Source organism: Dyella ginsengisoli LA-4, assembly GCF_000334915.1.
In the GTDB taxonomy this organism is placed as follows: domain Bacteria; phylum Pseudomonadota; class Gammaproteobacteria; order Xanthomonadales; family Rhodanobacteraceae; genus Dyella_A; species Dyella_A ginsengisoli_A.
In genome coordinates this window covers 131,337-157,051 of sequence record NZ_AMSF01000025.1, presented here as the reverse complement: position 1 = coordinate 157,051, position 25,715 = coordinate 131,337, and the positions used below count along the sequence as shown (strand labels likewise).

Below are 25,715 nucleotides of genomic sequence, written 5' to 3'. Positions count from 1 at the left end.
CGGCGACAGGCCTACTAGAAGCGACGCGGTTTTCTTCCGGCTTTCACCGCATCCCGGCCACCGGGGAGCCGGAAAGCGACCGTGCTCAGTCGATCAGGCCGTGGCTGCGCAGCAGCGCCTCCGGCTCGGGCTTGCGGCCGCGGAAGGCGACGAAGCTCTCCAGCGCCGGGCGGCTGGCGCCGACGGCGAGGATCTCCTGGCGGAAGCGCGCGCCGGTGGCCGGATCGATCACGCTGCCGTCGGCCTTCGCGGCCTCCTCGAACGCGCCGAAGGCATCGGCGCTGAGCAGTTCCGCCCACAGGTAGCTGTAGTAACCCGCCGCGTAGCCGCCGGCAAAGATGTGGCTGAAGGCGTGCGGGAAGCGCTGCCAGGCCGGCGGGTGCAGCACCGCCACCTCCTTGCGCGCCTGCTCGAGTACGGCCATCGTCCGCGCGCCCTGGGCGGGGTCGTAGTCGCGGTGCAGCAGGAAGTCGAACAGCGCGAATTCGAGCTGGCGCACCAGGAACAGGCCGGCGTGGAAATGCCGCGCGGCGAGCATGCGCTGGAACAGCCCCTCCGGCAGCGTCTCGCCGGTCTGCCAGTGGCGTGCGAACAGGTCGAGCGCCTCGCGGTTCCAGCCGAAGTTCTCCATGAACTGGCTGGGCAGTTCCACCGCGTCCCATTCCACCCCGTCGATGCCGCCGATCGAGGGCAGGTCCACCTCGGTCAGCAGGTGGTGCAGGCCGTGGCCGAACTCATGGAACAGGGTGAGCACGTCGTCGTGGGTGAGCAGGGCGGGCTTGCCCTCGGTGGGCGGCGCGAAGTTGCAGGTGAGGAAGGCCACCGGCAGCTGCTTCGCCGCGCCATCGTCGAAGCGCGCGCGGCACACGTCCATCCACGCGCCGCCGCGCTTGCCGCTGCGCGCGTACAGGTCGACGTAGGCGCCGGCGAACACCCGGCCGTCGGCGTCGACCACGTCGTAATAGCGCACGTCCGGATGCCACACGTCGACATCGTCGCGCGCGGCCAGGGTGACGCCGTACAGCTTTTGCGTGATCGCCCACAGGCCGTCGATCACCGCCGGCAGCGGGAAGTACGGCTTGAGCTGCTCCTCGTCGAGGTCGAAGTTCTTCTGGCGCAGCTTCTCCGAGGCGTAAGGCACGTCCCAGGGCTCGAGGTTGTCGAGCTTGAGCTCGCGGCTGGCGAACTCGCGCAGCGTGTCGAGCTCCCGGCGCGCGACCGGCTTGGCGCGCGCGGCCAGATCGCGCAGGAAGGCCAGCACCTCGTCGGTGGACCCGGCCATCTTGGTCGCCAGCGACTCCTCCGCCGCGTTGGCGAAGCCGAGCAGCTGCGCGGCCTCGTGGCGCAGCGCCATGATCCGGTCGATGCGCGCGGAGTTGTCGTACTTGCCGGCGTCCGGCCCCTGGTCCGAGGCGCGGGTCTGGTAGGCCCAGTACACGCGCTCGCGCAGGTCGCGGTTGTCGGCGTAGGTCAGCACCGCCTGCACGCTGGGTTGCTTGAGCGTCACCAGGAAACCCTCGAGTTCCTGTTCCTTCGCGTACTGGCGCAGCACGGCGCGGCCGGACTCGGGCACGCCGGCCAGGTCGCGCTCGTCGGTGATGTGCTGGTGCCACGCATCGGTGGCGTCGAGCACGGCGTTGGAGAACTCGGTGCCGAGCCTGGACAGCGCCACGCCGATCTCGCGGAAGCGGCTGCGCGCCGGCTCCTCCAGCGCCACGCCGGAGAGGCGGAAGTCGCGCAGCGCATGCTCGACCAGCGCCCGCTTCGCGCGCGGCAGGGTGGCGAACGCCGGCGCGTCGGCCAGCGCCTGCACCGCGGCGTAGAGGTCGCGGTTCTGGCCCAGCTCCAGCGCGTGATCGGTGAGCTTTTCCTCGGCCGGACCGTAGGCGTCGCGCAGTGCCGGCGTGTCGGCCACCGAGTGCAGGTGGCCGACCGGGGCCCACGCCCGCGCCAGCCGCTGCTCCAGCCGCTCCTGGCCGAGCATCACGGTGTCGAAGTCGCGCGGCGCGTCTGGCGCGGTCATCGCGGCGATGGCGGCGCGGTAATCGGCCAGCAGCGTATCGACTGCCGGACCCACGTGCTCGGGACGGATCGCCGAGAACGGCGGCAGCGGCGCGTCGGACAGCAGGGGGTTGCCGGTGGGGGCGGGTTCGGAAGCCATGGGATCTCCTACGTGGTGGTCCAGCGTGGCGACCGCCGGGGGTGAAATCAAGCGGCGGCGCGGGCTGCGGCACCGTGCTGTCACATTCGCCGCCTAGCATCGTCCGGATGTCCCGCGCCCCTGCCGACCTGCTGCTGGAGCATCCGCTGTTCGGCCGCCTGGATGCGACGACGCGGCGGGCGCTGGGTGCCGCCATGGTGCGACTCGGGCTGCCAGGCGGACGGCCCCTGTTCAAGGCCGGCGAGCCGGCCGACGCGCTCTATCTGGTGGCCAGTGGCAGCCTCGGCGTATTCGACGGGCCGACCCACCTGGTCCGGCAACTCGGCGCGGGCATGAGCGTCGGCGAAGCCAGCCTGCTCGGCGACGGCAGGCGTCATCGCACCGTGCGCGCCCTGCGCGACAGCGAACTGCTGCGGCTGGATCGCCCCACCTTCGAGGCCCTGCTGCATCGCCATCCGGACCTGCTGCTGCAGCTGGCGCGCGAAACGGTCGCGCGGATGCAGCCGCGGGTGCGCGAAGAACAGACCACCGACTCGCCGCGCACCTTCGCCCTGGTGGCGGCCGATGCCGGGGTACCGGCGCGCACCCTGGCCATGCAGCTGGCACGCGAACTGGAAGCACTCGGCAGCGCCGTGGTGCTCGATGCCCAGCAGGGTCGCGACCGCAGCGCCGACTGGTTCGCCGAACGTGAAGCCCGGGCCCGGTTCGTCATCTATCTGGACGAGTCGAAAGACCCGGCCTGGCGGCGACGCTGCCTGCGCCAGGCCGACGTGCTGCTGCCGGCCGCCCGCGCCAACGACCCGGCCCGCCCCTGGCCGGACCTGGCCCATCCGGCCGCCGCGAGGCACCGGCCGCGGCACCTGTTGCTGATCCACCCCGGGCACCGGGTCGCGCTGGGCAGTGCCGCCCGCTGGCGCGCCGTGTTCAGCGGCGAGCTGATGCACCACCACGTCTGCCGCGCCGCCGACATGACCCGGGTGGCGCGCCTGGTCAGCGGTCACGGTCGCGGGCTGGTGCTGGCCGGCGGCGGCGCGCGCGGACTGGCCCACCTGGGCGCGCTGCGGGCGCTCGCCGAGGCCGGCCACCGGTTCGATGCGATCGGCGGCAGCAGCATCGGCGCCATCGTCGGCGCCGGCATCGCGGCCGGATGGAACATCGACGAGTGGCAGTCGCGCTGCGTGAACGCGTTCCTGCGCGGGCGGCTGCTGTCGGACTGGACCGTGCCGCTGGTCGCCCTGACCCGCGGCGCGCGCGCCACGCGCACCCTGCGCGGCACGTTCGGCGCGTTGGCGATCGAGGACCTGCCGGTGCCGTTCTTCGCCACCGCGACCAGCCTGTCCGGCGCCGGCCCGCGGGTGCTGCGACAGGGTCCGCTGTGGCTGGCACTGCGCGCGTCCAGCGCGATCCCCGGCGTGCTGCCGCCGGTGCTGCAGGACGGCGAGGTGCTGGTGGACGGCGCGCTGGCGAACAACCTGCCGACCGACGTGATGGCGGCCGACGGGCTGGCGCACATCACCGCGCTGGACATCCGCGCCGAGATCACCCTGCGCGCCGGCGTGGACGAGGCGGTCACCCCGCCCTGGTGGCGCGTGCTGCTCGAGCGCGACCGCCGTCCGGGGCTGGTGTCCAGCCTGGTGCGCGCGGGCATGGTCAGCGGCGAGGCGGCGGCGCTGGAACGCCGGGCGCTGGCCCACCGGCTGGTCACCCCGTCGCTCGACCACGTCGGCGTGCTCGACTGGAAGGACTGGCGGCGGGCGGTGGAAGCGGGCTACCGCGCGACGGTGGAGGTGCTGGAGAGCGAGAAGTGAGGGAAGAGGAGTGAGGAGTGAGGAGTGAGGAGTGAGGGAAGAGGAGTGAGGAGTGAGAGAGAGCCAAAGCGTGGGGGAGCCGCTTTTCTCTCACTCCTCACTCCTCTCCACTCACTCCTAGAATGCCCCCATGAGCATCCGCACCTACCAGCACCACACCCCCACCCTCGGCCAGCGCGTCTACGTCGATCCGGCGGCCACCGTGATCGGCTGCGTCGAGCTGGCCGACGATGTCTCGATCTGGCCCGGCGCAGTGCTGCGCGGGGACGTGCACTTCATCCGCGTGGGCGCGCGCAGCAACGTGCAGGACGGCGCCGTCGTGCACGTCACCCACGACGGCCCGTATTCGCCTGGCGGCTTTCCCACGGTGATCGGCGAGGGCGTCACCGTCGGCCACGGCGCAGTGATCCACGCCTGCACGATCGGGGATTACTGCCTGGTCGGCATGCACGCCACCGTGCTCGACGGCGCGGTGGTGAAGAAATACGGCTTCGTCGGCGCCGGCAGCCTGATCCCGCCGGGCAAGGTGGTCGGCGAGCGCGAGCTGTGGCTGGGCAACCCGGCCCGCTGCGTTCGCCTGCTCAGCGACAGGCAGATCGAGCAGCTGCACTACTCCGCCGACCACTACGTGCGGATCAAGGACGGTTACCTGGCCGAGGCCGGATGACGCTGCGGCGCGTACTGTTCCTGTGCAGCCGGCACCGGCTGCGCAGTCCCACCGCGGCGGCGCTGTTCGCTGGCCGGCCCGGACTGGAGGTCGACTCTGCCGGCCTTGCCGACGACGCCGACACGCCGCTGGATGCCGAACAGCTGGACTGGGCCGACCTCGTCGTGGTGATGGAGCGGCAGCACGCGCGGCGGTTGCGCCAGCGCTTCGCGCATCGGCTCAAGGGCAAGCGGGTGGTCACCCTCGACATTCCCGACGACTACGATTTCATGCAGCCCGAGCTGGTCGCGCTGCTCGAGCGGCGCGTCGGTCCGCTACTGCGCTGAGGCGCTGCCCGAACCGCTGGCGGCCGCCTCCGCCCTGGCCCGGATCGCCGCCGCCCGCGCTTCATCCTCGCGCACCACGATCGCGCGCTGCGCGTCGAGCTTGCCGGCCAGCAGCTGCACGGTGAAGTTGTTGTTGTCCACCTCGCGCAGCAGGCGCAGCTCGCGCGCCGCCTCGTCCAGCTGCCGGCCGTTGATCGCCTTCTCCACCGCCTCGGTGGCCTGCGGCAGGTGGTCGGCGAGGTTCCGGTGTGCGGTGGGGTTGGCCGGGTCGAGCTCGAGCACGCTCAGGTAGAACTCGTAGGCGTTGGCACCGGCCGGGGCGATCAGCCGGTGGTCCTTCAGCGCGTCGTCGGCCAGGTTGAGCAGGATACCGACGCCATCGTTGTTCGAACCGCCGGCGCTGTCTGCGCCGGACGAACCGCTGCCGCCATGCGGCGCGCCGCACGCCGCGAGCATGGCCATCAGGACGAGCAGGGCGGCGCGGCGCGGAATCTCCCGGCACGCGGCCGGTATCAGGGGCTGCATGGATATCACTCTCGGTCGGGGCCAGCCAGGCATGGTGCGGGGCACGCATGTCATCGCCGTGACGATGGCGCGTGGTCGCGTTACAGGCGGAAGTCCAGCCGCTGGTGCAGGTCCATCGCGATCGGTCGGCCGTCGCGTGTCGCCGGCTTGAAGGTCCAGCGGCGCACCGCGGTGGTCGCGGCCAGGTCGAACATGCTGCCTGGCTCGGCCTGCAGCACGCGTACCGCGTCCACCCGCCCGTCGGGCAGCACGGTGAAGGCCAGCTCCACCCACCCCTGGCGGCGGGCCCGACGCGCGGCCTGGGGATAGTACGGCTCCACCCGGCGCAGCAGCACCGGCGGGGTCACGCGGGGCGCCGGTGCCACCGCGACCGCCGCCGCGGGCTTCGGCGATGGCGCGATCCGGGCGACCGGCGGCGGCACGGGCATCGTCGACGCGGGCGGACGGCTTTCCGGTACGGGCACCGCTGCAACGGTTGGCGCCGGCGGCTCGCGTCGTGGCGCCGGCACCGCGGCGGAAGGACTGTTTGCCGTGGTTGCCGCAGCGGCCGTCGCGGCGAGCTGTGCCTCCTGCGCGGCGAGCTGGTTGCGCAGCAGGGTCAACGTGTAGTTGGCCGGGTCGGCGCGAGCGAGCAGGTCGAGCTCGCGCTTCGCCTCGTCGGTATGGCCGTCGCGGATCGTCGCCGCCACCTGGTCCGCCGCGTACGGAAACAGTTCACGCAGGGCATCGTCGGCGACCCCGCGCGAAGACGGCTGGGCGCGCAGGACCAGATAACGCTCGAATGCGTTGTCGCCGACCGGGGCCAGCAGGTGCTGCGCGGCGACATCGGCGCGCGCCGCGCGCAGCAGCGCATCCGGCGGTAGCGCCTCGGCCGGGCGAGCCACGCTTCCGGTAGCGGCGCTGGCCATCGGCGCGGCCGGCGGCGGGGCATCGTGACGGATGCGCTGCCACCACGCGTGAACGAACACGCCGGCCAGCGCCAGCAGCAGCACGACCACGGCGAGGGCCGGACGGGTGACGCCGCGCTGGCTGCGACGCCGCGCGGGAATGGAAGATCGGAGCATGGGCTGACCGGGGATCGTCGGCACCGGCAGGCATACCGGCGGCGCGCAGGGTAGTCAGGCGATGTTGCGATCGCGTGGCGACCCGCCATCGGGCCGGAGTGCCGCTGCCGTGCGGGCACGGCAGCGGCGACGGGACTACCAGCCGAGCAAGGCGCTTCCGCTGCCTGGCGAGCCGTCCGGGCGGGTGAACCAGTAGACGTGGCTCTGGCCGTCCGGGCAGCCCACCCCGGTGGCGTCGTCGGTGACCACACCGTCGGCGCTGGCCACGTCGCTGCGGTAGCAGCCGCCGAGCGAATCGCGGAAGGCGAAGCTCTGCGCGTTCTGCTGGCCGCTGTGGCCGGTCACGTTGAAGCTGCCGTCGAAGTCCAGCGTGTCGCCGGCGTCCACCGTGTTGCTGACGTGCGCGGCGTACAGCGTGCGCCCGCCGAATTCGCGGCGGATGTCGTTGGTGTAACCCTGGTGCACCTGGGTCGCCATGGCGTAACCGCCATCGCTGGTGGAATCGAAGCTGTAGTCGACATGCAGCGGATAGCGGAGCCGCTGGCGGTACTCGCCGACGAGGTGGCGACCGATGCGGTGGCGGCTGACGCCGTCCACCGAGGTGAGCTGGTCGGTGACCTGGCGATAGGTGCTGGCGTCGATGGTGAAGCTCTGCGTGTCGGTGAACGCCACGGTCTGATCCACCGTACTGTCCACCCGCCCGTGCGAGGTAATGGCGTATCCCGCGATCACGTAATGCCGGCTGAGGCGGGTGGTGATGGCGCCGCTCACGTTGCCGTCGGTGTCGGTCACCAGCGTGTCGCCGATGGTGGGCGTCGGCGCCTGTCCGGCCAGGGTGTTGCGGAGCAGTCCGCCGCGGACCCGGCGCAGGTGCGGATCCCGGTAGAGCAACAGCGTGGCGCTGGCCAGGAAGTAGTGGTTGGCGCCGGCGACATTCACCGCCACGGTGTGCGGGTTGCCGTCGCTGAGCAGCCCGGCGAACGGCGTGAGGTCGACCCGGTAGGGCATGAAGTTGAGCGTCTGCACGCCCGGCGTCGGCCGCCACAGGTAGGGATCGATGCCGCCGGTGTAGATCCATGGATAGACCGGAGCCACGCCGGCCGGCTGCCCGTCGATGCTGACCTCCGCCTCGCGGAAGTTGCCGCCGCCGCACTCCTGCACTTCGGCCGCGTAGCTGTCGGGCACGCAGGTGTACCAGAACTCGTCGCTGCTCTGGCTCTGCGCGATGACGTCCAGATAGGCGCGATCGATGTTGGTCGGCAAGGTCAGCGTCTTCGACAGCGGGCTGTCGGAGGTGTCCAGCAGGGTGGCGTTGCCGACGGCATCGCTGCCGAGCGGCAGCACGCTGTCAGGCGTGAGGGCCCCCGGAGCCCGCAACGAGGCCGGATAGAACAACAGACGCGCGCTGCCGTGGATCACGCCCGTGTAGGTGCCGTTGACCACGTTGCCCAGCACCGCGCGGCCAGTGCCGGCCTGACGGAGCAGGGCGCTGTAGTCGGTCAGGTCGCGCTCCACGTGCCAGCTCGGCGAGACCGTGGACGAGGGCTCCTGGGTGGTGCCGTAGTAGAGGTTCACCCCACCCAGCCAGAGCTGCGCAGTGCGGTCGAACTGGCGTCCGGCGGTGACGGAAAAATCAGCCTCCAGCACCACCTTGGCCCAGTGTGTGCCGCAGCCGCTGGGCGGCGCGTAGCTGTACGGGTGGTCGCTGAAATCGACGAAGCTGTCGCCGCTGAACAAGGTCACCACGCACGGTGTGCCGGGCGGTCGCGGTACCGCCGGATCGGCGACGGTGACATTGGTCGAACCTACCGCGCTGGCGTCGGCCACGCATGGGCCGGCGATCGACAACGCACCCAGCAGCCCGCACAACCACGGACCGCACTTCGAATATCCCCTCGGCAGCATGCGCGTACTCCCTTCGTCATGATGCCCCCTGTGCGACGCACGCTAGCACGGACCTGCCGCGCAAGAATTCGCGCTTCGCGGATGAAGCGCCGGGCTCAGCGCGTCGCCGCTTCCAGCCGGGTCAGCCAGCGCATGGCGTGGTCGCGGTCATCGCCACACATCGCCGGTTCCGGGCGCAGGCTGGCGCAGACGGCCGGGCGTTCGGGCCGGCCGAACAGCCGGCAGCGGTTCGCATTGTCCAGCTGCACGCAGCGCACGCCGGCCGGCTTGCCCTGCGGCATGCCGGGAATCGGCGAGCTGATCGACGGGGCGATGCAGCACGCGCCGCAGCCGGCGCGGCAGTCCATCGGGCGGCTCAGCCGCGCAGCGTGGCGTAGACCGGATCGGTGTCCGGACGATGCCCATGCCACAGCTCGAACGCGTCGGCCGCGGTCTCCACCAGCATGCCCAGCCCGTCGAAGGCGAACAGCGCGCCGGCGCTCTTCGCCCAAGCGAGGAAGGCGATCGCCGCGGTGCCGTAGCTGAGGTCGTAGCAGAGCGCGCGCGCGCCGACCAGCGCGGTGGGCAGCTCCAGCGACTTGCCCAGCACCCCGGCCGAGGTGGCATTGAGGATCAGGTTGTAGCTGCCGATGTCGGCGAGGTCTTCCCAGTAGCGGGTGTGGACGCGGGCCGGCTCGCCGATCGCGTCGGCCAGCGCGTCGGCCGGCGCCGGGCTGCGGTTGACGATGGTCAGGCTCTGCACGCCGGCGTCCAGCAGGGACCAGGCCACGCCGCGCGCCGCGCCGCCGGCGCCGAGCAGCAGCGCATCGTGGCCGCGCAGGTCGACTCGGTGGCGGTCGACGAGGTCGCGCACCAGGCCGGCGCCATCGGTGTTGTGGGCGGCCAGCCGGCCGTCCGCCAGCCGGGTCAGCACGTTGGCGGTACCGGCACGGTGCGCCGCCTCGCTGGCGGTGTCGGCCAGCGCCAGTGCGGCGGCCTTGTGCGGCAGGGTGACGTTGGCGCCGTGGCCGCGGTCGGCGAAGAACGCGTGCACGGCCTCCGGGAAATCCGCCGGGGCCGCGTCGATGGTGCGGTAGTCGACGGCGAGGCCGAACTGCCGCCCGAAGGCCTCGTGGATGCGCGGCGACAGCGAATGGCCGATCGGATGGCCGAACACGGCGTAACGGCGGTCGGTCATGGCGGGTCCTTCGGTGGAAACGGGCAACGATTCTAACCGGGCCGCGACGGCGTTCCGATCCGGCTCATGGCGTGTCGAAGCCCGGCTGGCCGAGGTCCTGCGGCTTCTGCGGCACCTTGCGCACCTCCTCGACCGGGAAGCCCTGGGCCTTGGCCACGTCGAGCAGGCGACGGTACTCGGCATCCGGCAGCTGCCGCTCGCGCGCCATGATCCACATGAGTTTGCGCGAGGGCAGGCCGACCAGCACCGAGCCATAGTCCGGCGACAGGTCGACGATGATGTAGTCGGAGCGCAGCGGCCATACCAGCTGCACTTTCCAGTGCGCCGCGTTGGACGGATCCGGCAGCCAGGCCTTGCCGCCCCAGGTCTTTTCCGGCGCGTCGAAGCCCTTGCGGTAATGGTAGGTGACGGCGATGGTGCCGTCCGGCTTGAGCCGATACTCGTCGGTGGTGGCGACGTCGCCTCGCTCGGCGAAGTAAGGCACGTGGGCGATGACGTACCAGGTACCCATGTAGCGCTGCAGGTCGACCGGGTGCGCCTCGCGCAGCGGTGGCTGGCTGGCGCAGCCGCCGAGCAGGGCGATGCCGAGCAGGAGGGCGAGCGAGTGGGAGCGGCGTTGCATGGGGAGCCTCGCTTGGGGATCGGGATTGTTCTGGAGGTACGGCCCGCCATGTCGAACCGATGCACGGCCCGGGCGGGGACCTTCGGCCATCGCAGCCGCTGAGACGGCTCCACCGGAAGCTCGGCGGCAACCGTTCGGCCACCGGAGTCCGCCATGTCCCGCCTGTCCACCGCAAGCCTCGTCGCTCCCTCCTTCACGCAGTACGCCGCCGCGATCGGCCTGTGCTGGCTGCTGGTCGGTGCCTTCGCCCTGACGCTGACGCCGCTGCCGGCCAGAACCGTCGGAGCGGGCTGGTCGCCGCTGTTCTGGCTGGTGCTGGCGCCGGCCTGCGCGCTGGCCGGGTTGCGCCTGCGCCGGGGCTGAACCTGCCGCGGTCCCCGCGCCGTGGGCGTGCTTCTGTGCTACAAGACGCGCTCGCTTGAACGTCGACAGTGCCCGGGGATGCGGCCCCGGGCGTGAACACGGGGCCGCATGGCACTACCTCACAACCTCTGGTTGCCCGCGCTGCTGGGCGCGCTCGCCACCCTGCACGCCTACCTCGCGCTGGACACGATCCCGCGGGTGGCCTCTGCGCGCGGTGCGGTGGCCATGCTGTGGCTCGGCTTCGGCGCCGCGGTGCTGGCAGCAGGCGTCTGGACCACGCAGTATCTCGGCCACGCCGGGGCCTCCAGCCTCGGCGGCGCGCATGCCGCCGTGGCCGGCGGCATCGCCTGGGCGAGCGCCGTGCTGGCGCTGTGCCAGGCCGCACGCGGGCGCGCCTGGCTCGCCGGCCTCCTGCTCGGCACGGGCCTGGCGCTGGCCACCACTTTCGACCAGCGACTGAGCCGCCCGGGCGTGGCCGGCTGTCTCGCGTACATGCTGCTGCTCGGCGCTACCGGCGCGGTGCTCGCGCTGGCCTGGCGCGCACGGCAGCCCCGGCCCTCCGCGCCGCGGGTATGGGGCGCCGCGGGGGTGCTCGGCCTGACCATCGCGGCACTGCCGGTCGCCGGCAACGCCTTGGCTCCAGACGCCGCGATGCGCCCCCCGGCGCAGGCGCCCGGTGCCGCGGCGTTCGTGATCTCCGCGCTGGTACTGCTGCTGGCCGCGGTGGTGCAGCGCGCGCAGCGCGAACTGGCGCGGCAGGGGGCACAGATCCGCGCCGAACTGGAATCGGCGCGCCAGGCGCTGGTGCACCAAGCCTTCCACGACGCGCTCACCGCCCTGCCCAACCGCGCCAAGGTGCTGGCGCAGCTGCAGGAGCTGCTGCCGGCAGCCGGACGCGAGGGGCTGGACGTGGCGGTGATGTTCATCGACCTGGACGGCTTCAAATCGATCAACGACACGCTCGGCCACGAGGCCGGCGACGAGTTCCTGCGCCGCGTCGCCGAGGCGCTGAGCGTAAGCGTGCGCCCGCGCGACACGGTGGCCCGCTTCGGCGGCGACGAGTTCGTGGTGGTACTGGAACGGTTCCGCAGCCGCGAGAACCTCGGCGCGATCTGCGAGAAGATCCTCGCCCGCGTCGGCGCCCCGGTGCTGGTGGCCGGACAGAAGGTGACCGCCACGCCCAGCATCGGCGTGGCGGTGTTTCCCGACGACGGCGCCGAGCCGACCGAACTGCTGCGCCACGCCGACATCGCCATGTATGCCGCCAAGGAGCGGGGCAAGGCCGGCTTCTGCTTCTACGAGCCGCAGATGATCGCCCGCGCCAGCGAGCGGCTGGCGCTGTCCACCGACCTGCGCGAGGGCCTGGGCCGCGACGAGCTGCGCGTGTGCTACCAGCCGAAGGTCGACCTGCGCTCGCGCGAGCTGGTCGGGCTGGAGGCACTGGCGCGCTGGGCCCATCCGACCCGCGGGCAGCTGCCGCCGTCGATGTTCATTCCGCTGGCCGAGGACTGCGGCCTGATCGCCCGCCTCGGCGAGCGCGTGGTGCGCGAGGTGGCCGGGCAGATCGCGCGCTGGCGCGCCGAGGGCCTGCCGCTGGTGCCGGTGGCGATCAATCTTTCGATGCAGGAGATCCAGAGCGCCAACTTCGTGCCGTCACTGCTGCGCACGCTGGCCGAGACCGGACTGGACCGGCACGCGATCGAGTTCGAGATCACCGAGACCGCGGCGATGACCGACGTGCACACCACGCTGCGCCACCTGCGCGAGCTGGAGACGCTCGGCTTCCGCATCGCCATCGACGACTTCGGCACCGGCTTCTCCAGCCTCAGCCACCTGCGCCAGCTGCCGGCGCGCACGATCAAGATCGACCAGTCGTTCGTGCATGGCGCGGACGCCTCGCACCACGACCGCGAGATCACCGAGGCGATCATCGCGCTGGCCCGCAAGCTGCGCCTGCACACCGTGGCCGAGGGCGTGGAGAGCGAGCAGCAGGCGAGCTGGCTGGTGCAGGCAGGCTGCGATATCGGCCAGGGCTACCTGTTCGGGCGGCCGATGCCGCCGGGCGAGACGGCGACCCTGCTGGCCGCGGGGTTCGCCGGCGTGCCGGTCGGCGCCTGAGCCGGTCGGCTCAGCGGCCGATGCCCAGCCGCTTGTGCTCCAGCCGGCGCAGGAACTCCTGCATGATCCGGCGATACAGGTCCTCGCCGAGGTAGACGTCCTCGACGCCGGCGTCGATCGACGGGTTGTCGTTCACCTCGATCACCACCGGCTTGCCGTTGACCTGCTTGAGGTCCACGCCGTAAAGCCCGTCGCCGATCGTGTGGGTGGCCTTGAGCGCCAGCTTGAGAACATCGGACGGCACGTCGCGTACCGGGATGGTCTCGAACCCGCCCGACTTGGCCGTGCCCTTGGCACCATGGTTGTAGATCTGCCAGTGGCCGCGCGACATGTAGTACTTGCAGGCGTACAGCGGCTCGCGGTTGAGCACGCCGATGCGCCAGTCGAACTCGGTGTAGAGGAACTCCTGCGCCAGCAGCAGGGCGCTGTGCTGGAACAGCTCGCCGGCCGCCTTCTCCAGCGCCGCGGCGTCCTCCACCTTGACCACGCCGCGCGAGAACGAGCCGTCCGGGATCTTCAGCACGATCGGGAAGCCGAGCTTCTCGCCGACGTCCTTCAGGCCCTTGAGGTTGTCGCGGTAGAGGATCTCGGTGCGCGGCACGGCAAGCTTGCGCGAGACCATCAGGTCGTTGAGGAAGATCTTGTTCGTGCAGCGCAGGATCGAGGCCGGATCGTCGATCACCACCATCCCCTCGCGCTCGGCGCGATGGGCGAAGCGGTAGGTGTGGTTGTCGCTGGCCGTGGTCTCGCGGATGAACAGACCGTCGTACTCGGCCAGCCGCGGGTAGTCGTTCTTGCCGATCGGATCGACCTCGATGCCCAGCTCCTTGCCGGCCTCGATGAAGGACTTCAGCGCCTTCCTGTTCGACGGCGGCATCGCCTCGTTCGGATCGACCAGCATGGCGATGTCGTAGCGGTAGCGCTTGCGCGCCCGCGGCTTGCGCCAGAGCTTCTTGGAGAACCGGTCCAGCTCGGCGGCGAAGGCGTCTTCCTGGGCGTCGTCCAGCGTGTGCAGGCCCACCGGTTTGATCGAGGCGACCTGCCACACCCGCTCGCGCTCGAACTCGATCCGCAGCAGCGGGCAGGGAAAGGTTTCGAACACCTGGCGCGCCAGGTCCTGCAGCGCCGGGTAGGCGGTCTCGCCGAAGTAGACCAGGATGCCGAAGTCGGTGGTGTCGCGACCGCCGGCCGGCAGGAAGCGGGTCAGCTTGCCGTTGAGGTCGTCGATGTCCAGGCCGTACAGCGAGCGGCGGCGCAGGTCGTTGATGGTGCGCACCGAGGGCATCACCCGGTGTCCGCGGGCCTCGGCCAGCAGCGAGACGTAGTAGCCGGTGCCCAGGTACTTGTAGCTGCGGCACAGGTTGATGACGTGGGTGCGCTCCTCGTCGGCGCCGATCGGTTCGCGCAGGTAGTCCATCGCGCTGACCACGTCCACCGACGGGTAGTACGAGCCCCAGTCCGAGGCTTTTTCCACAACGATGACCAGGCGGGTCATGACACCTCGGGAACGCGCGTGAGAGGGAGGCCCCGTCGCAGGCCGGGTGCGGGCGGCGCGGCACAAGGCGCGCAGTTTGGCATAGCGCTGCGGGCGCACAAGCCGGTCCACTGAAGGACGACTAAACCGCCGGTGAGCCGATCGCGGACACCGGTGCGCCGTGGCCCCGGCTGCACTAAAGTGCCGCGCTCGTCACGGCCGCCCCACGCCGGCGACATCATCCTGCGCACCCTTCCCCACCCGGATCGACCGCCCTGAAAAGAGCTGCCCGCCCCGCCCATCCCGTTGCGCCCGCCACCGCCGATGTGCGGGTTCGGCGTGCCGAACTGTCCGACCTCGACGACCTGGTGGCGCTGGAAGACGCCACCTTCGACAGCGACCGCATGAGCCGGGCGCAGTACCGGCGGCACCTGGACAGCGAGAGCGCACGCGTGCTGGTGGCCAGTGCCAACCACCGGCGCTTCCTCGGCACCGCGGTGGTGTTCTTCCGCAAGGGCAGCCGGGTGGCGCGGCTGTATTCGCTGGCCAGCCGGCCCGAAGCGCGCGGCAAGGGGGTCGGTTCGGCGCTGCTGGCCGGTGTCGAGCGCGCCGCGCGGCGGCGCGGCTGCCGCGAGCTGCGGCTGGAGGTGCGCACCGACAACGCCGACGCGATCCGCCTCTACGAGCGGCTGGGCTACCGCCGCTTCGCGCGCATCGATGGCTACTACGAAGACGGCGCGGACGCCTGGCGCTATGCGCGGCCGCTGGATGCCGCGCTGCGCTAGCGCAGCAGTTCCCGCATCCGCTGCGCGGTCGCATCGTCCGGACGGGCCACCAGCGCACCGGTGCGCATCATGGTCACTTCGTAGTGACCCCGGTCGACCAGCGGCAGGAAGGCGCCGCTGCCGAACACGGCGTCCACCTCGGGCAACCAGCCGGGCAAGTCCTTGCGCAGGGTCAGCAGATCGAAGCCACTGGCGGGAGCGAAGTCGATCACCGTGCGCGGAGCCTCCTGCTCCTGCCTGGCATCGTCATAGCGACCGTCGATGCGGTCGAGCCGGTACACCGGCGGCGCGCCGGCGAGCAGCGCCGGCAATTTCCACTTCAGCACGATCGCCTCGACCCGGAAGGCATCGCCGGCCACGTCGACCACCCGCGAACTGCCGTCCGGCCAGGTCAGGGTCAGCGACCAGCGCTGCGGCGACAGGATGCGTGCGTCGATCGCCACCACCGGCACCTCGGCGACCAGCTTGCGGTAGCCACGCAGGCTCCATCCCAGCGTGAACGAGCCCAGTGCCAGCACCAGCCAGGCCAGGGTCAGCACGAGCGCCAGCGAGGCACGCAGGCGCCGCCGGCCTCGCCAGTGACGACGGCCACCCGCGGCGGCGGCCAACGCCAGCAGCAGCAGTGCGGCTGCGACCACGAACAGCAGGGTGGCGGGCAGAGCGAGCAGATGCTCCCAGTTCACGGGTCACTCCAGGGGCAGGACGGGTTCGGGCCGTGACCATCGGTGCGGTGCCGACGGCCACGACCGGGCCTAGGTTAGCCGATGCCCACCGGCGACCAAGGAGATCCGCCACGCGGCGGCGGCGCGTCGCCCTTGTTGTGCTGGCCGGGACGACCCGGGCCACCGAAGCCACCGGGGAATCCCCGGGTGCGACGGCATGGCCAAAGCCAGCACCTGGAGGCATCCCGGCCAGTTCGGCCAGTACCAGGGGATGGAGGCCTGTTCCCGTGGCCGCTACGCGGGGGCCATGCAGCTGTTCACCACCGGCGTCTGCCACGCCGAGAGGGTGTACCCGCTCGGCATCGGCTTGAGATGCCTCAGCGGGCAAGGGATCGCTCGCGACCCGGTGAAGGCCCGGGCGTGGACTGCGCTGGCTGCCGAACGCGGCTATCCCCGTTTCGAGGCGACCCGCGACGATATCTGGAAGGACCTCTCCGATGACCGGCGCAAGCAGGCGACCGTGGCGCGCGACGAGTTGGCCAGGACCTATGCCGACGTGCACGCGAAGCCACGGATGATCGGCGAGTTGCGTTATTACCGCACCCAGCCCACCGGCTCGCACCTGGGCGACGATCCCGGCGTGCAAACGGCAGCGGTCGGGCCGTCGCGGACCGAGGGCGTGAATTGCAGGCGCGCAGCCCGGGTCGGCTTGCGTGGGGCAGGGTGCGGCAGCGCGGACATGGCCTCGCCCGAACCATGGGACCCGAAGCCGTACTTCAAGGTGCGCAACGCGCAGTACGAGGGCACGGTGACCGTGGGCGAGACCCAGCGGGATACCAGCAGCGAGCCCTGACCGGCCGCGGCGCAGGGCTATACTCGCGGTCCCCTGGTCGAGGAATTCCGCATGCGCCGTCTGCTCCTGCCCACCCTGGCCGCCCTGTCCGCAGCCGCCCTGGCCGGCTGCGGCAACAAGGGGCCGCTGGTGCTGCCCGCGAGGCCCGTGGCGCCCGCCTCCGCCGCAAGCGCAGCCCTGCCCGCCGCCGCAGGCAGCGCGATGCCGGCGCCGGCGACCAGCACCCCGGCATCGACCGGCGCGCGCTGAGGCGACTCCCGGCGCATGACGCTGCGCTTTTCCAAGATGCACGGCATCGGCAACGACTTCGTCGTGCTCGACCGCCGGCACGATCCTTCCGTTCCGGACGTATCGCTGGTCCGCGCCATGGCGGATCGTCGCAAGGGAGTCGGCTTCGATCAGCTGCTGACCGTCGAGCAGGCGCGCGACCCGTCCTGCGCCTTCTATTACGGCATCTGGAACGCCGACGGCTCGCCATCCGGCCAGTGCGGCAATGGCGCTCGCTGCGTCGCAGCCTGGCTGCACCGCGCCGGGGCGCTGCCGTTGGGCAAGACGGTGCGGCTGGAGAGTCCGTCCGGCCCGGTCGCGGTGCAGCTGCGGGCTCCACTGGACGTGTCGGTGGACATGGGTGAACCGGCTTTCGAGCCGTCGCGCCTGCCGTTCCAGCGCGCGCGCGACGTCGACGCTCATCCGCTCGCCGTGGGCAGCGACACGCTGGCCATCGGCGTGGCATCGATGGGCAATCCACACGCGGTGCTGCTGGTGGAAGACATCGATGCCCCGGAGGTGGACCCGCTGGGACCACGCGTCACCGCGCATCCGGATTTTCCGCAACAGGTCAACGCGGGCTTCGTGCAGCTGCTGGCGCGCGACCACGTCCGGCTGCGCGTGCACGAACGCGGCGCCGGCTGGACGCTGGCCTGCGGTACCGGCGCCTGTGCGGCGATGGCGGTGCTGCGGCGGCGCGGACTGGTGGATGCAGAAGTGCGCGTGGATCTGCCGGGTGGCTCGCTCGCGATCGCATGGCCCGGCCCTGGCCACACGCTGTGGATGCGCGGTCCGGCCGCCTTCGTGTTCGAGGGCGAGTGGCCGGCGTGACGCGGCGTTGATGTTCGCCCGCGCAGGTCGCAGACTCGGCACGTTCGCGCGGCGAAAGATGCTGCGCCCTGTCCCCGACGTGCCCGAGGATCGACCCGCATGACCGACAGCGTGACCGAGCCGACGCTGCAGCCCGAGCAGGTGGCCGCTTATCTGCGCCGCCACCCCGACTTCCTGGCCGACTACCCCGACCTTGCCGCGAAACTGACGCTGCCCCGCGAACAGGGGGCCGCCGCCTCCCTGGCCGTGTACCAGCTGCAGAGCCTGCGCGAGAAGAACGCCGAACTCGAGGGCCGGCTGGCCGAGCTGATCGCCATCGCCAGCGAGAACGAAGCGCTGATGAAGCGGGTGCACGACCTGACCATCACCCTGCTGCGCGCCAACACGCCCGAGGTCACTGCGCGCAGCGTCATCGCCAAGCTCAGCGCCGACTTCCAGACCGAGCAGGTCCGGCTGGTGCTGTTCGGACCGGCCACGCTGCCGCCGGCGGACTGGCTGGTGCACGTGCCGGAGGGGCGTGGGGGGTTGCCGGAGTTCGCGGACTTCCTGGCCCACCACGAGCCGATCGCCGGACGCCTGTCGGCCGAACGCCTGTACCGGCTGTTCGGTCAGCGCGCCGAAAACGTGCGCTCGGCGGCGGTGATGCCGCTGGGCGAGCTGGGCCTGCTGGCGATCGGCTCGAGCAATCCCGATCATTTCCAGCCCGGCATGGGCACGCTGTTCCTGAAGATGATCGCCACCACCATCACCGCCGCGCTGACGCGGGCGCGCGACATCGGCTGAGCCCGTCGCCGTGACCCGGACATCGGCCGCCCCCGCCCGATCGCAGGTGGAGGCCTGGCTGGTCCGCCTGGCCGACGAACGGCAGGCATCGCCGCACACACTGGCCGGCTACCGGCGCGATCTGGACAAGCTGTTGCGCTACATGGAGGCGCACGAGTTGGCCGGCTTCGATCAGCTCGACGTCCACGCCATGCGCCGCTTCGTCGCAGCCGAACACCGTGCCGGACTCTCGCCGAAAAGCCTGCAGCGCCTGCTCTCGGCCTGTCGCAGCCTGTTTCGCCACCTCACACGCGAGGGCCGGCTCGACCACGACCCCGCACTCGGGGTCCGGGGACCCAAGGTGCACCGCAAGCTGCCGCAGGTGCTCGATGTGGACGAAACGGCCAGCCTGATCGAACACGGCGGGCAGGAAGGCCGACTCGGCCTGCGCGACCGGGCGATGCTCGAGCTGTTCTATTCCTCCGGCCTGCGTCTGTCCGAACTGTGCGGGCTGCACTGGCAGGATCTGGACCTGGAAGGCGGCGAGGTGCGCGTGCTCGGCAAGGGCCGCAAGACCCGTATCGTGCCGGTGGGTCGCCCGGCGGTGGAAGCACTGCGCGCGCTGGGCGGGGCCGAAGGCATGAACCCCACCTCGCCGGTGTTCCGCGGACGGGGTGGCGCGCCGATCAGCCCCCGGACGGTGCAGGCCCGCCTGAAGACGCTGGCGCTGCAGCAGGGAAGCGCAAAGCGCGTCCACCCCCACTTGCTGCGACACACCTTCGCCAGCCACATGCTGGAGTCTTCCGGCGACCTGCGGGCGGTGCAGGAGTTGCTCGGCCATGCCGACATCGCCACCACGCAGATCTACACCCACCTGGATTTCCAGCATCTGGCCCGCGTCTACGACGCGGCCCATCCGCGTGCCAAACGCAAGTAATTCCGGCGACGAAAGGTTGGCGACGGAATGACGCAAGCGGCCTGAAAGCGGGAAGCGTCGACACTCCCGGGCATCTTCTGTTCAGCATGGCTGCCGATGGTTCCCGTCGTCTCCCCGGACAACCCGCTGGCGCACCCCCCCGCATCCCGGGAACTCGGACCGTCGTCACCGCCCATGGCGGGCGGGCGCGTACCGGTCGGTGGACTGGCTTGCCGCGGCATTCACCGGATCCTGGTGCTGCGCCCCAACCACCGCCTGGGTAACACGCTGCTGATCACGCCGCTGCTGTGCGAACTCGAGCGCCACTTCCCCGGCGCCGAGGTCGACGTGGTCACCGGTTGCGAGGCCGCCCCGGAAATCTTTGCCGGCTTTCGCCAGGTCCGCCGCATCTACCAGCTCACCCGCCGCCCCGGTCACCATCCCTGGCGCCTTTGGCGGGCGATCCGTTCGATGCGTCGCGCCCGTTACGACCTCGCCATCGACTGCGTGAAGGGGTCGCACTCCGCCCGCCTGCTCATGCGCTGGAGCGGCGCAAGACAATGGATCGCCCCGCCATTCGATGCCCAGGATCAGCGCCAGGCCGGTTCCGCCTGGCAGGCGGTGTGGTCGAGCGCTCCAGGCCATTTCGCCCTTGATGCGGTGCATGCGCTGCGACATGCACTGGTTGCCGGGGCGGCGGCCCTGCAGCGCCCGCAGCCCCGGCTGTGCGTGAAACTGCGCACCGACGAAATAGAGGACGGGCGCGCCACGCTCGACGATCTGCTCGACCAGGCGTCCCCCCGGGGGCCAGTGGTGGCGATCTTCCCCAACGCCACCGGCAACAAGCGACTGCCCGGCAAGTGGTGGCAGCAGTTCATCGAGACGCTGCAACAGCGTGACCCTTCGCTGCGCTTCATCGAGATGGTGGCCGCGCACGGATGCTCGCAGCTGGAGGGAAAGTTGCCGGCCTACTTTTCCAGCGACGTGCGCCGGATGGCGGCGCTGATCCGCCAATGCGACGGCTACATCAGTGGCGACTGCGGCGTGATGCATCTGGCCTGCGCCAGCGGCACGCCCACGCTGGGCCTGTTCACCCGGCCCAATCTGGACCGCTACCGGCCGTACGGCCCGCTCGACGGCGCGATCGCCGTCGATCCGTCTGACGTGGCACCAGCCATAGCGGCCGCAACGGCCTTCCTGGACGCTCTGTCCAGAGCTCGGGCGGTCGACTGAGCCCGGGCGGGGCGCCCCGCTTGCAATCTCCGGCTCCGAACCCCACAGAGACCGTTCGTCTGTCTCACGGAGCTGCCATGGAATCGTTCCACGCCACCACCATCGTTTCCGTGCGCCGCCACGGCAAGGTCGTGATCGGCGGCGACGGACAGGTGACCCTGGGGCATACGGTGATGAAAGCCAACGCCCGCAAGATCCGCCGGCTCGGCAAGGGCGACGTGCTGGCCGGTTTCGCCGGCGCCACGGCCGATGCGTTCACGCTCTTCGAGCTGTTCGAGCAGAAGCTGGACAAGCACGGCAACAACCTCACCCGCGCCGCGGTCGAGATGGCCAAGGAATGGCGCACCGACCGCCGCTACGGAAAACTCGAGGCCATGCTCGCGGTGGCCGACAAGGACACTTCTCTGCTGATTTCCGGCAACGGCGACGTGCTGGAACCCGAGCTTGGCCTGATCGCGATCGGATCCGGAGGCCCGTATGCACAGTCCGCGGCGCTCGCGCTGCTGGAAAATTCCGACCTGGACGCGCGCAGCATCGTCGAGAAGTCGCTGAAGATCGCCGGCGACATCTGCATCTACACCAACCACAACGCGGTGATCGAAGAGCTCTGAGCGCTCGTCGCTGCCGCCGTTTCGGCCCCGGGCCGGGACGGCGGTCCCGCCAGTCCCCACTGACCGGTGACCCATGTCCGAACTCACCCCCCGCGAAATCGTCAACGAACTCGATCGCTACATCATCGGCCAGCACGACGCCAAGCGCGCCGTGGCGGTGGCCCTGCGCAGCCGCTGGCGGCGCATGCAGCTGGAGCCGGCGATGCGCAACGAGGTGACGCCGAAGAACATTCTGATGATCGGCCCCACCGGCGTGGGCAAGACCGAGATCGCGCGGCGGCTGGCCACGCTGGCCAATGCTCCGTTCGTCAAGGTCGAAGCGACCAAGTTCACCGAGGTCGGCTATGTGGGCAAGGACGTCGAGTCGATCATCCGCGACCTTGCCGACGTCGCCTACAAGCTGACCCGCGAACAGGCAGTCAAGCGCGTGCGGAGCCAGGCCGAGGATCGCGCCGAGGACCGCATCCTCGACGCCCTGCTGCCGCGTCGGCAGGCGCCGGCCGACTGGAGCCACGACACCGCGGCCACGCCGTCGATCGACAGCGATACCCGGCAGAAGCTGCGCAAGCAGCTGCGCGAGGGCGCGCTGGATGATCGCGAAATCGAGCTGGAAACGGCGATGAATGTCGGCGTGGAGATCATGTCGCCACCGGGCATGGAGGAAATGGGCGCGCAGCTGCGCCAGATGTTCCAGAACCTGGGTGGCGCCAAGACGCAGAAGCGCAAGCTGGCGATCCGGGCGGCGCGGCCGCTGCTGATCGACGAGGAAGCCGGCAAGCTGCTCAACGACGAGGAGATCCGTGCCCAGGCGGTGGAAGCCGCCGAGCAGCACGGCATCGTTTTCATCGACGAGATCGACAAGGTGGCCCAGCGCAGCGACTACGGCCACTCCGGCGTCAGCCGGGAGGGCGTTCAGCGTGACCTGTTGCCGCTGGTGGAAGGTTCCAACGTGTCGACCAAGTACGGTCCGATCAGGACCGACCACATGCTGTTCATCGCCTCGGGGGCGTTCTCGCTGGCCAAGCCTTCGGACCTGATTCCCGAGCTGCAGGGCCGGCTGCCGATCCGCGTCGAGCTGTCGGCGTTGTCGGTCGACGACTTCAAGCGGATCCTGCGCGAGCCGAACAATGCGTTGACCAAGCAGTACGTGGCCCTGCTGGCGACCGAAGGCGTGACGGTGGAATTCGCCGAGTCGGGGATCGACCGGCTGGCCGAGGTGGCCTGCCAGGTGAACGAGCGCACCGAGAACATCGGGGCACGGCGGCTGCACACCGTGATGGAGCGCCTGCTGGAGAGCATCTCGTACGAGGCCGCAGACAAGAGCGGGGAAAAGTACCTGATCGACGGCGAATTCGTGGACAAAACGCTCGGAAGTCTCGTCGAGGACCAGGATCTGAGCCGCTACATCCTGTAAACAAGCCGGGCTGTCCCAGTCTGCTAAAATGGACGTCATGGGCAAGGTCATCGAACTCAAAATCACCGGTCAGCGGGCGCAGTTGCGTGAAGCGCAGCAGCGGCAGCAGCTGGTGCGGCTGTGGCGCGGCGACCTGGAACACGGCAGCTTCTGCGGCTACGTGGCCGGCGTGGGGCGGGAGTTCTTCCTGCTCTGGGTGGTCGGTGACGCCATCACCTACGATGGCCTGTACGTGATGCGCCACCGTGACGTCACCGAGCTGGAGGCGCCGGACGCGCACCATGCGTTCATCGAACGTGCGCTGGCGATCAAGCACATCGTGCCGCGGGTACCACGCCAGTTTCCGCTGGATGGCATCCGCGAGGTGGTCCAGGCCGCCGGCCTGCTCTCGCCGGTGGTCGGCGTGCACGTGGACAGCGAGGACGAGTCGGAAGTCTGCTATGTCGGGCGCGTGCTCGGCGTGGAGGAAGACGGCTTCAACATGCAGGAAATCACCCCGGACGCGGAGTGGCTGCGTGAGCCCTCGTTCTTCGCCTGGGAAGAAGTGTCGACCATCAGCATCCAGGACGGCTATGCACAGTCGCTGCTGGCCGTCGCGGGGGATCCGCCGCCGCTGGAGCAGGGCGATTCAGGCGTCGGCCGCGCACAGTAAGGCCGCCGCACCGACCGCACGCGAAGCCCACCGGAAACGGTGGGCTTTTTCGTATGCACTTGAGGCACGCGTTCACTCCCGCTTGCCGGGACCGGCGTTGCAATGGGCCGATCGTCCATCGACGCGGAGTGCCCCATGTCCAGGAAGAAAGTCGCCGACATCATCATCGAGACGCTGGCCGAAGCCGGCGTGAAGCACTGCTACGGCATTGTGGGCGACACGCTGAACCACATCACCGATGCGATCCGCCGCAGCCCGATCGAATGGGTGCATATGCGCCACGAGGAGGCCGGGGCGATGGCCGCCGGTGGCGAAGCGCTGATCACCGGCCGACTCACCGCCTGCGCCGGCACCTGCGGCCCGGGCAGCCTGCACTTCGTCAACGGCCTGTTCGAGGCCCATCGCAACCGCGCGCCGGTGGTGCTGATCGCCACCCAGGTGGCCACTGCCGAGATGGGCATGGACTTCCCGCAGGAAGTGGACCTGAAGCCGATCTACGACACCTGCAGTCACTTTTGCAGTTACATCCATCATCCGGCGCAGGCCCGGCGGGTCACCGCGCTGGCCGCGCAGGCGGCACTGAACCGCCGTGGCGCGGCGGTGATCATCGTGCCCGGCGACATCAGCAGCGCCGAAGTCGAGGAGGGCCTCGCGTTCCGTCCGCACGTGCCCACGCCGGTGCTGCGACCCAGCGACGCCGAACTCGACGCGATGGCCGAACGGATCAACGCCGGCAAGCGGGTGACGGTCTACTGCGGCTCGGGCTGCGAGGGCGCGCACGATGAGGTGGTCGCACTGGCCGAACGAATCCAGGCTCCGGTGGCGCACACCTCGCGGGCCAAGGACTTCATCGAACCGCACAATCCCTACAACGTCGGCATGACCGGCATCATCGGCGAGCCCTCCGGCTTCCGCGCGATCGATGCCTGCGACACCCTTCTGCTGCTCGGTGCGGACTTCGCCTGGAGTCAGTTCTACCCACACGAGGCCACCCTGATCCAGGTCGACAGCGACGCCACCCACCTGGGGCGCCGCCATCCCGTCGACCTCGGCGTGGTCGGGCACGTCCGCGAGACGCTGCAGGCGTTGCTGCCACGGTTGCATCCGCGGGAGGACCACGCCTTCCTGCGCAACAGCCTGCGCGTTCGCGCGGACACGCGCGGGCGGGAACAGGGCGAGGAGCATGCCGGTCACGACGGGCTGATCCATCCGCAGTACCTGACGGCGCTGATCGATCGCCATGCCGACGACGACGCGGTCTTCACCGCCGATGGCGGCAGCCCGATGGTCTGGCTGTTGCGGCATGTGCGCAGCAACGGCCGGCGACGAACGCTCACCAGCCTGGTACACGGCACCATGGCGAACGCGATGCCTTCGGCGCTCGGCATCAAGAAGGCACTGCCCCAGCGACAGGTGATTGCGTTGTGCGGCGACGGCGGGCTGGCCATGCTGCTGGGCGACCTGCTCACCGCCGTGCAGGAATGCATTCCGATCAAGGTGGTCGTCTACAACAACGGTTCGCTCGGCTTCGTCGAGATGGAGCAGAAGGTGGAAGGCCTGCTCGATGCTTACACCGATCTGAAGAACCCCGACTTCGCCCGTCTCGCCGACGCCATGGGCATCTACGGTCGCCGGGTGGAAGGCGCTGACACGCTGGAGGAGGCGGTCCGGGACGTCCTGTCCCGACCCGGCCCGGCCCTGCTCGACGTCAGGGTCAACCGCTATGAACTGGTGATGCCGCCGAAGATCGAGCCCGGCCAGGTGCTGCATACCGCGCTGTACTCGGCCAAGGCGGTGCTGAGCGGTCGCGGCGACGAGGTGGGCGAGCTGTTGCGCAGCAACTTCATCGACTGAGTCCCACCAAGGGACAGGTGCGGTATCCAGGGGTGCATCGGCGCGCCACGCTGGCAACACCGGCGGCACGCTCCGGACCACGCCGGACCCGCTGGCGGTTTTGCCCAGGCAGTGCAGCCGTTCCGTCCACCCGCCGGCATGACCCAGGCAACGGCCCGAGCAGAAGCCGGTAAGGGCGGCGTCAACCGGCCGCATGGCCGGGCGTTCGGGAAGAACCTTTCCTCCGCAGGAGCCGGCCATGTCCCGTCCGTTGATGTTTCTCGCACTGCTCGGCCTGGGCCTGGCATCGCCCCAGGTGCCGGCGCAGGATGCGTCCACCACGGTGCCCGCCGGCGCCCGCACCGCGAAGGATCCGCAGCGCCAGGTCCGGCACCTCAGCCGGCTGCTGCAGCTGAGCCCGCAGCAGGCAGCCGCATTGGCGCCGGTGATCGCGCAGCGCCAGCAACAGCTGTCCCAGCTGCGCAGCGACTCATCGCTGGACAAGCGGGTGCGACGCGACCGGCTGCGCGCGATCCAGCGCGGCACCGACGCGCAGATCCAGGCTGTGTTGACGGACAACCAGAAGCAGAAGTACGCGCAGTGGAAGCAACAACTGCAGGAGCGCCGCAAGCAGAAGCGGCGGGACGGCGCCGACGACGGCGCGTAGGCGCGACGGGCATCGCGTA

At 70.4% G+C, this 25,715-nt stretch carries 26 protein-coding genes; 17 read left to right on the top strand and 9 right to left on the bottom strand.

Annotation, left to right across the window (positions count from 1 at the left end):
• Nucleotides 1-85 precede the first annotated feature (85 nt).
• Nucleotides 86-2,161, bottom strand: a complete 2,076-nt coding sequence (locus C693_RS0107765; RefSeq protein WP_017461697.1) for a M3 family metallopeptidase — start codon at nt 2,159-2,161, stop codon at nt 86-88.
• 107 nt (nt 2,162-2,268) lie between these two features.
• Here C693_RS0107765 and C693_RS0107760 point away from each other — a divergent pair, with 107 nt between their 5' ends.
• The 3 genes from C693_RS0107760 (at nt 2,269) to C693_RS0107750 (ending at nt 4,962) form a co-directional block, all read left to right on the top strand.
• A complete protein-coding gene (locus tag C693_RS0107760; RefSeq protein ID WP_017461696.1) occupies nt 2,269-3,969 on the top strand; it encodes a patatin-like phospholipase family protein in 1,701 nt (566 codons plus the stop codon).
• 130 nt (nt 3,970-4,099) lie between these two features.
• The gene (locus C693_RS0107755; protein ID WP_017461695.1) at nt 4,100-4,636 is read left to right on the top strand and encodes a gamma carbonic anhydrase family protein; all 537 of its coding nucleotides are present in this window, start codon (nt 4,100-4,102) and stop codon (nt 4,634-4,636) included.
• Nucleotides 4,633-4,962: a low molecular weight protein tyrosine phosphatase family protein gene (locus C693_RS0107750; protein ID WP_017461694.1), complete on the top strand. Its 330-nt coding sequence runs from the start codon at nt 4,633-4,635 to the stop codon at nt 4,960-4,962. Before C693_RS0107755 ends, C693_RS0107750 begins: the two co-directional genes overlap by 4 nt.
• Here C693_RS0107750 and C693_RS0107745 read toward each other — a convergent pair.
• From C693_RS0107745 to C693_RS0107720, 6 genes are all read right to left on the bottom strand, one after another.
• Entirely contained in the window at nt 4,951-5,487 is a 537-nt protein-coding gene (locus C693_RS0107745) for a hypothetical protein (protein WP_017461693.1), read from the bottom strand. The two genes, C693_RS0107750 and C693_RS0107745, sit on opposite strands and share 12 nt — an antisense overlap.
• Nucleotides 5,488-5,567: 80 nt before the next feature.
• On the bottom strand, nt 5,568-6,551 hold the full coding sequence (locus tag C693_RS21350; RefSeq protein ID WP_017461692.1) for an energy transducer TonB: 984 nt from the start codon (nt 6,549-6,551) through the stop codon (nt 5,568-5,570).
• A gap of 135 nt (nt 6,552-6,686) precedes the next feature.
• On the bottom strand, nt 6,687-8,456 hold the full coding sequence (locus C693_RS0107735) for a peptide-N4-asparagine amidase (RefSeq protein WP_017461691.1): 1,770 nt from the start codon (nt 8,454-8,456) through the stop codon (nt 6,687-6,689).
• Between the two features lie 95 nt (nt 8,457-8,551).
• Nucleotides 8,552-8,803, bottom strand: a complete 252-nt coding sequence (locus C693_RS0107730; protein ID WP_017461690.1) for a YkgJ family cysteine cluster protein — start codon at nt 8,801-8,803, stop codon at nt 8,552-8,554.
• An 8-nt stretch (nt 8,804-8,811) separates the two neighbouring features.
• On the bottom strand, nt 8,812-9,633 hold the full coding sequence (gene aroE / locus C693_RS0107725; protein WP_017461689.1) for a shikimate dehydrogenase: 822 nt from the start codon (nt 9,631-9,633) through the stop codon (nt 8,812-8,814).
• 64 nt (nt 9,634-9,697) lie between these two features.
• Complete coding sequence (locus C693_RS0107720; RefSeq protein WP_017461688.1) at nt 9,698-10,255, bottom strand: lipocalin family protein; 558 nt, start codon at nt 10,253-10,255, stop codon at nt 9,698-9,700.
• A 153-nt stretch (nt 10,256-10,408) separates the two neighbouring features.
• Between C693_RS0107720 and C693_RS21345 the strand changes: the two genes are divergently transcribed.
• Together C693_RS21345 and C693_RS21340 are read left to right on the top strand one after the other, a co-directional pair.
• Complete coding sequence (locus tag C693_RS21345; protein WP_017461687.1) at nt 10,409-10,618, top strand: hypothetical protein; 210 nt, start codon at nt 10,409-10,411, stop codon at nt 10,616-10,618.
• 108 nt (nt 10,619-10,726) lie between these two features.
• Entirely contained in the window at nt 10,727-12,736 is a 2,010-nt protein-coding gene (locus C693_RS21340) for a putative bifunctional diguanylate cyclase/phosphodiesterase (protein ID WP_026107258.1), read from the top strand.
• Between the two features lie 10 nt (nt 12,737-12,746).
• On the opposite strand, the gene C693_RS0107705 is transcribed toward C693_RS21340, so the two are convergent.
• Entirely contained in the window at nt 12,747-14,231 is a 1,485-nt protein-coding gene (locus tag C693_RS0107705; RefSeq protein WP_017461685.1) for a RimK family alpha-L-glutamate ligase, read from the bottom strand.
• 305 nt (nt 14,232-14,536) lie between these two features.
• Here C693_RS0107705 and C693_RS0107700 point away from each other — a divergent pair, with 305 nt between their 5' ends.
• Entirely contained in the window at nt 14,537-14,995 is a 459-nt protein-coding gene (locus C693_RS0107700) for a GNAT family N-acetyltransferase (RefSeq protein WP_017461684.1), read from the top strand.
• On the opposite strand, the gene C693_RS0107695 is transcribed toward C693_RS0107700, so the two are convergent.
• Entirely contained in the window at nt 14,992-15,678 is a 687-nt protein-coding gene (locus C693_RS0107695) for a hypothetical protein (RefSeq protein WP_017461683.1), read from the bottom strand. The genes C693_RS0107700 and C693_RS0107695 overlap by 4 nt on opposite strands.
• A gap of 196 nt (nt 15,679-15,874) precedes the next feature.
• Between C693_RS0107695 and C693_RS0107690 the strand changes: the two genes are divergently transcribed.
• From C693_RS0107690 to C693_RS0107640, 11 genes are all read left to right on the top strand, one after another.
• Nucleotides 15,875-16,510, top strand: a complete 636-nt coding sequence (locus C693_RS0107690; protein ID WP_017461682.1) for a hypothetical protein — start codon at nt 15,875-15,877, stop codon at nt 16,508-16,510.
• 51 nt (nt 16,511-16,561) lie between these two features.
• Nucleotides 16,562-16,759 carry an LPS translocon maturation chaperone LptM gene (gene lptM, locus C693_RS0107685; RefSeq protein ID WP_017461681.1) on the top strand — a complete coding sequence of 66 codons (198 nt, stop codon included), beginning with the start codon at nt 16,562-16,564 and terminating at the stop codon, nt 16,757-16,759.
• Nucleotides 16,760-16,774: 15 nt separating this feature from the next.
• Complete coding sequence (dapF, locus tag C693_RS0107680; RefSeq protein WP_017461680.1) at nt 16,775-17,608, top strand: diaminopimelate epimerase; 834 nt, start codon at nt 16,775-16,777, stop codon at nt 17,606-17,608.
• Between the two features lie 99 nt (nt 17,609-17,707).
• Nucleotides 17,708-18,391: a DUF484 family protein gene (locus C693_RS0107675; protein ID WP_017461679.1), complete on the top strand. Its 684-nt coding sequence runs from the start codon at nt 17,708-17,710 to the stop codon at nt 18,389-18,391.
• A 10-nt stretch (nt 18,392-18,401) separates the two neighbouring features.
• The gene (gene xerC, locus C693_RS0107670; protein ID WP_043598535.1) at nt 18,402-19,307 is read left to right on the top strand and encodes a tyrosine recombinase XerC; all 906 of its coding nucleotides are present in this window, start codon (nt 18,402-18,404) and stop codon (nt 19,305-19,307) included.
• Between the two features lie 234 nt (nt 19,308-19,541).
• Entirely contained in the window at nt 19,542-20,519 is a 978-nt protein-coding gene (locus tag C693_RS0107665; protein WP_241762646.1) for a glycosyltransferase family 9 protein, read from the top strand.
• 77 nt (nt 20,520-20,596) lie between these two features.
• Entirely contained in the window at nt 20,597-21,130 is a 534-nt protein-coding gene (gene hslV / locus C693_RS0107660) for an ATP-dependent protease subunit HslV (RefSeq protein ID WP_017461676.1), read from the top strand.
• 73 nt (nt 21,131-21,203) lie between these two features.
• Nucleotides 21,204-22,544, top strand: a complete 1,341-nt coding sequence (gene hslU, locus C693_RS0107655; RefSeq protein ID WP_017461675.1) for an ATP-dependent protease ATPase subunit HslU — start codon at nt 21,204-21,206, stop codon at nt 22,542-22,544.
• 37 nt (nt 22,545-22,581) lie between these two features.
• Entirely contained in the window at nt 22,582-23,196 is a 615-nt protein-coding gene (locus C693_RS0107650; RefSeq protein WP_017461674.1) for a hypothetical protein, read from the top strand.
• A 135-nt stretch (nt 23,197-23,331) separates the two neighbouring features.
• The gene (locus C693_RS0107645; RefSeq protein WP_017461673.1) at nt 23,332-25,050 is read left to right on the top strand and encodes a ubiquinone-dependent pyruvate dehydrogenase; all 1,719 of its coding nucleotides are present in this window, start codon (nt 23,332-23,334) and stop codon (nt 25,048-25,050) included.
• 238 nt (nt 25,051-25,288) lie between these two features.
• Nucleotides 25,289-25,696: a hypothetical protein gene (locus C693_RS0107640; RefSeq protein WP_017461672.1), complete on the top strand. Its 408-nt coding sequence runs from the start codon at nt 25,289-25,291 to the stop codon at nt 25,694-25,696.
• Nucleotides 25,697-25,715: the final 19 nt, after the last annotated feature.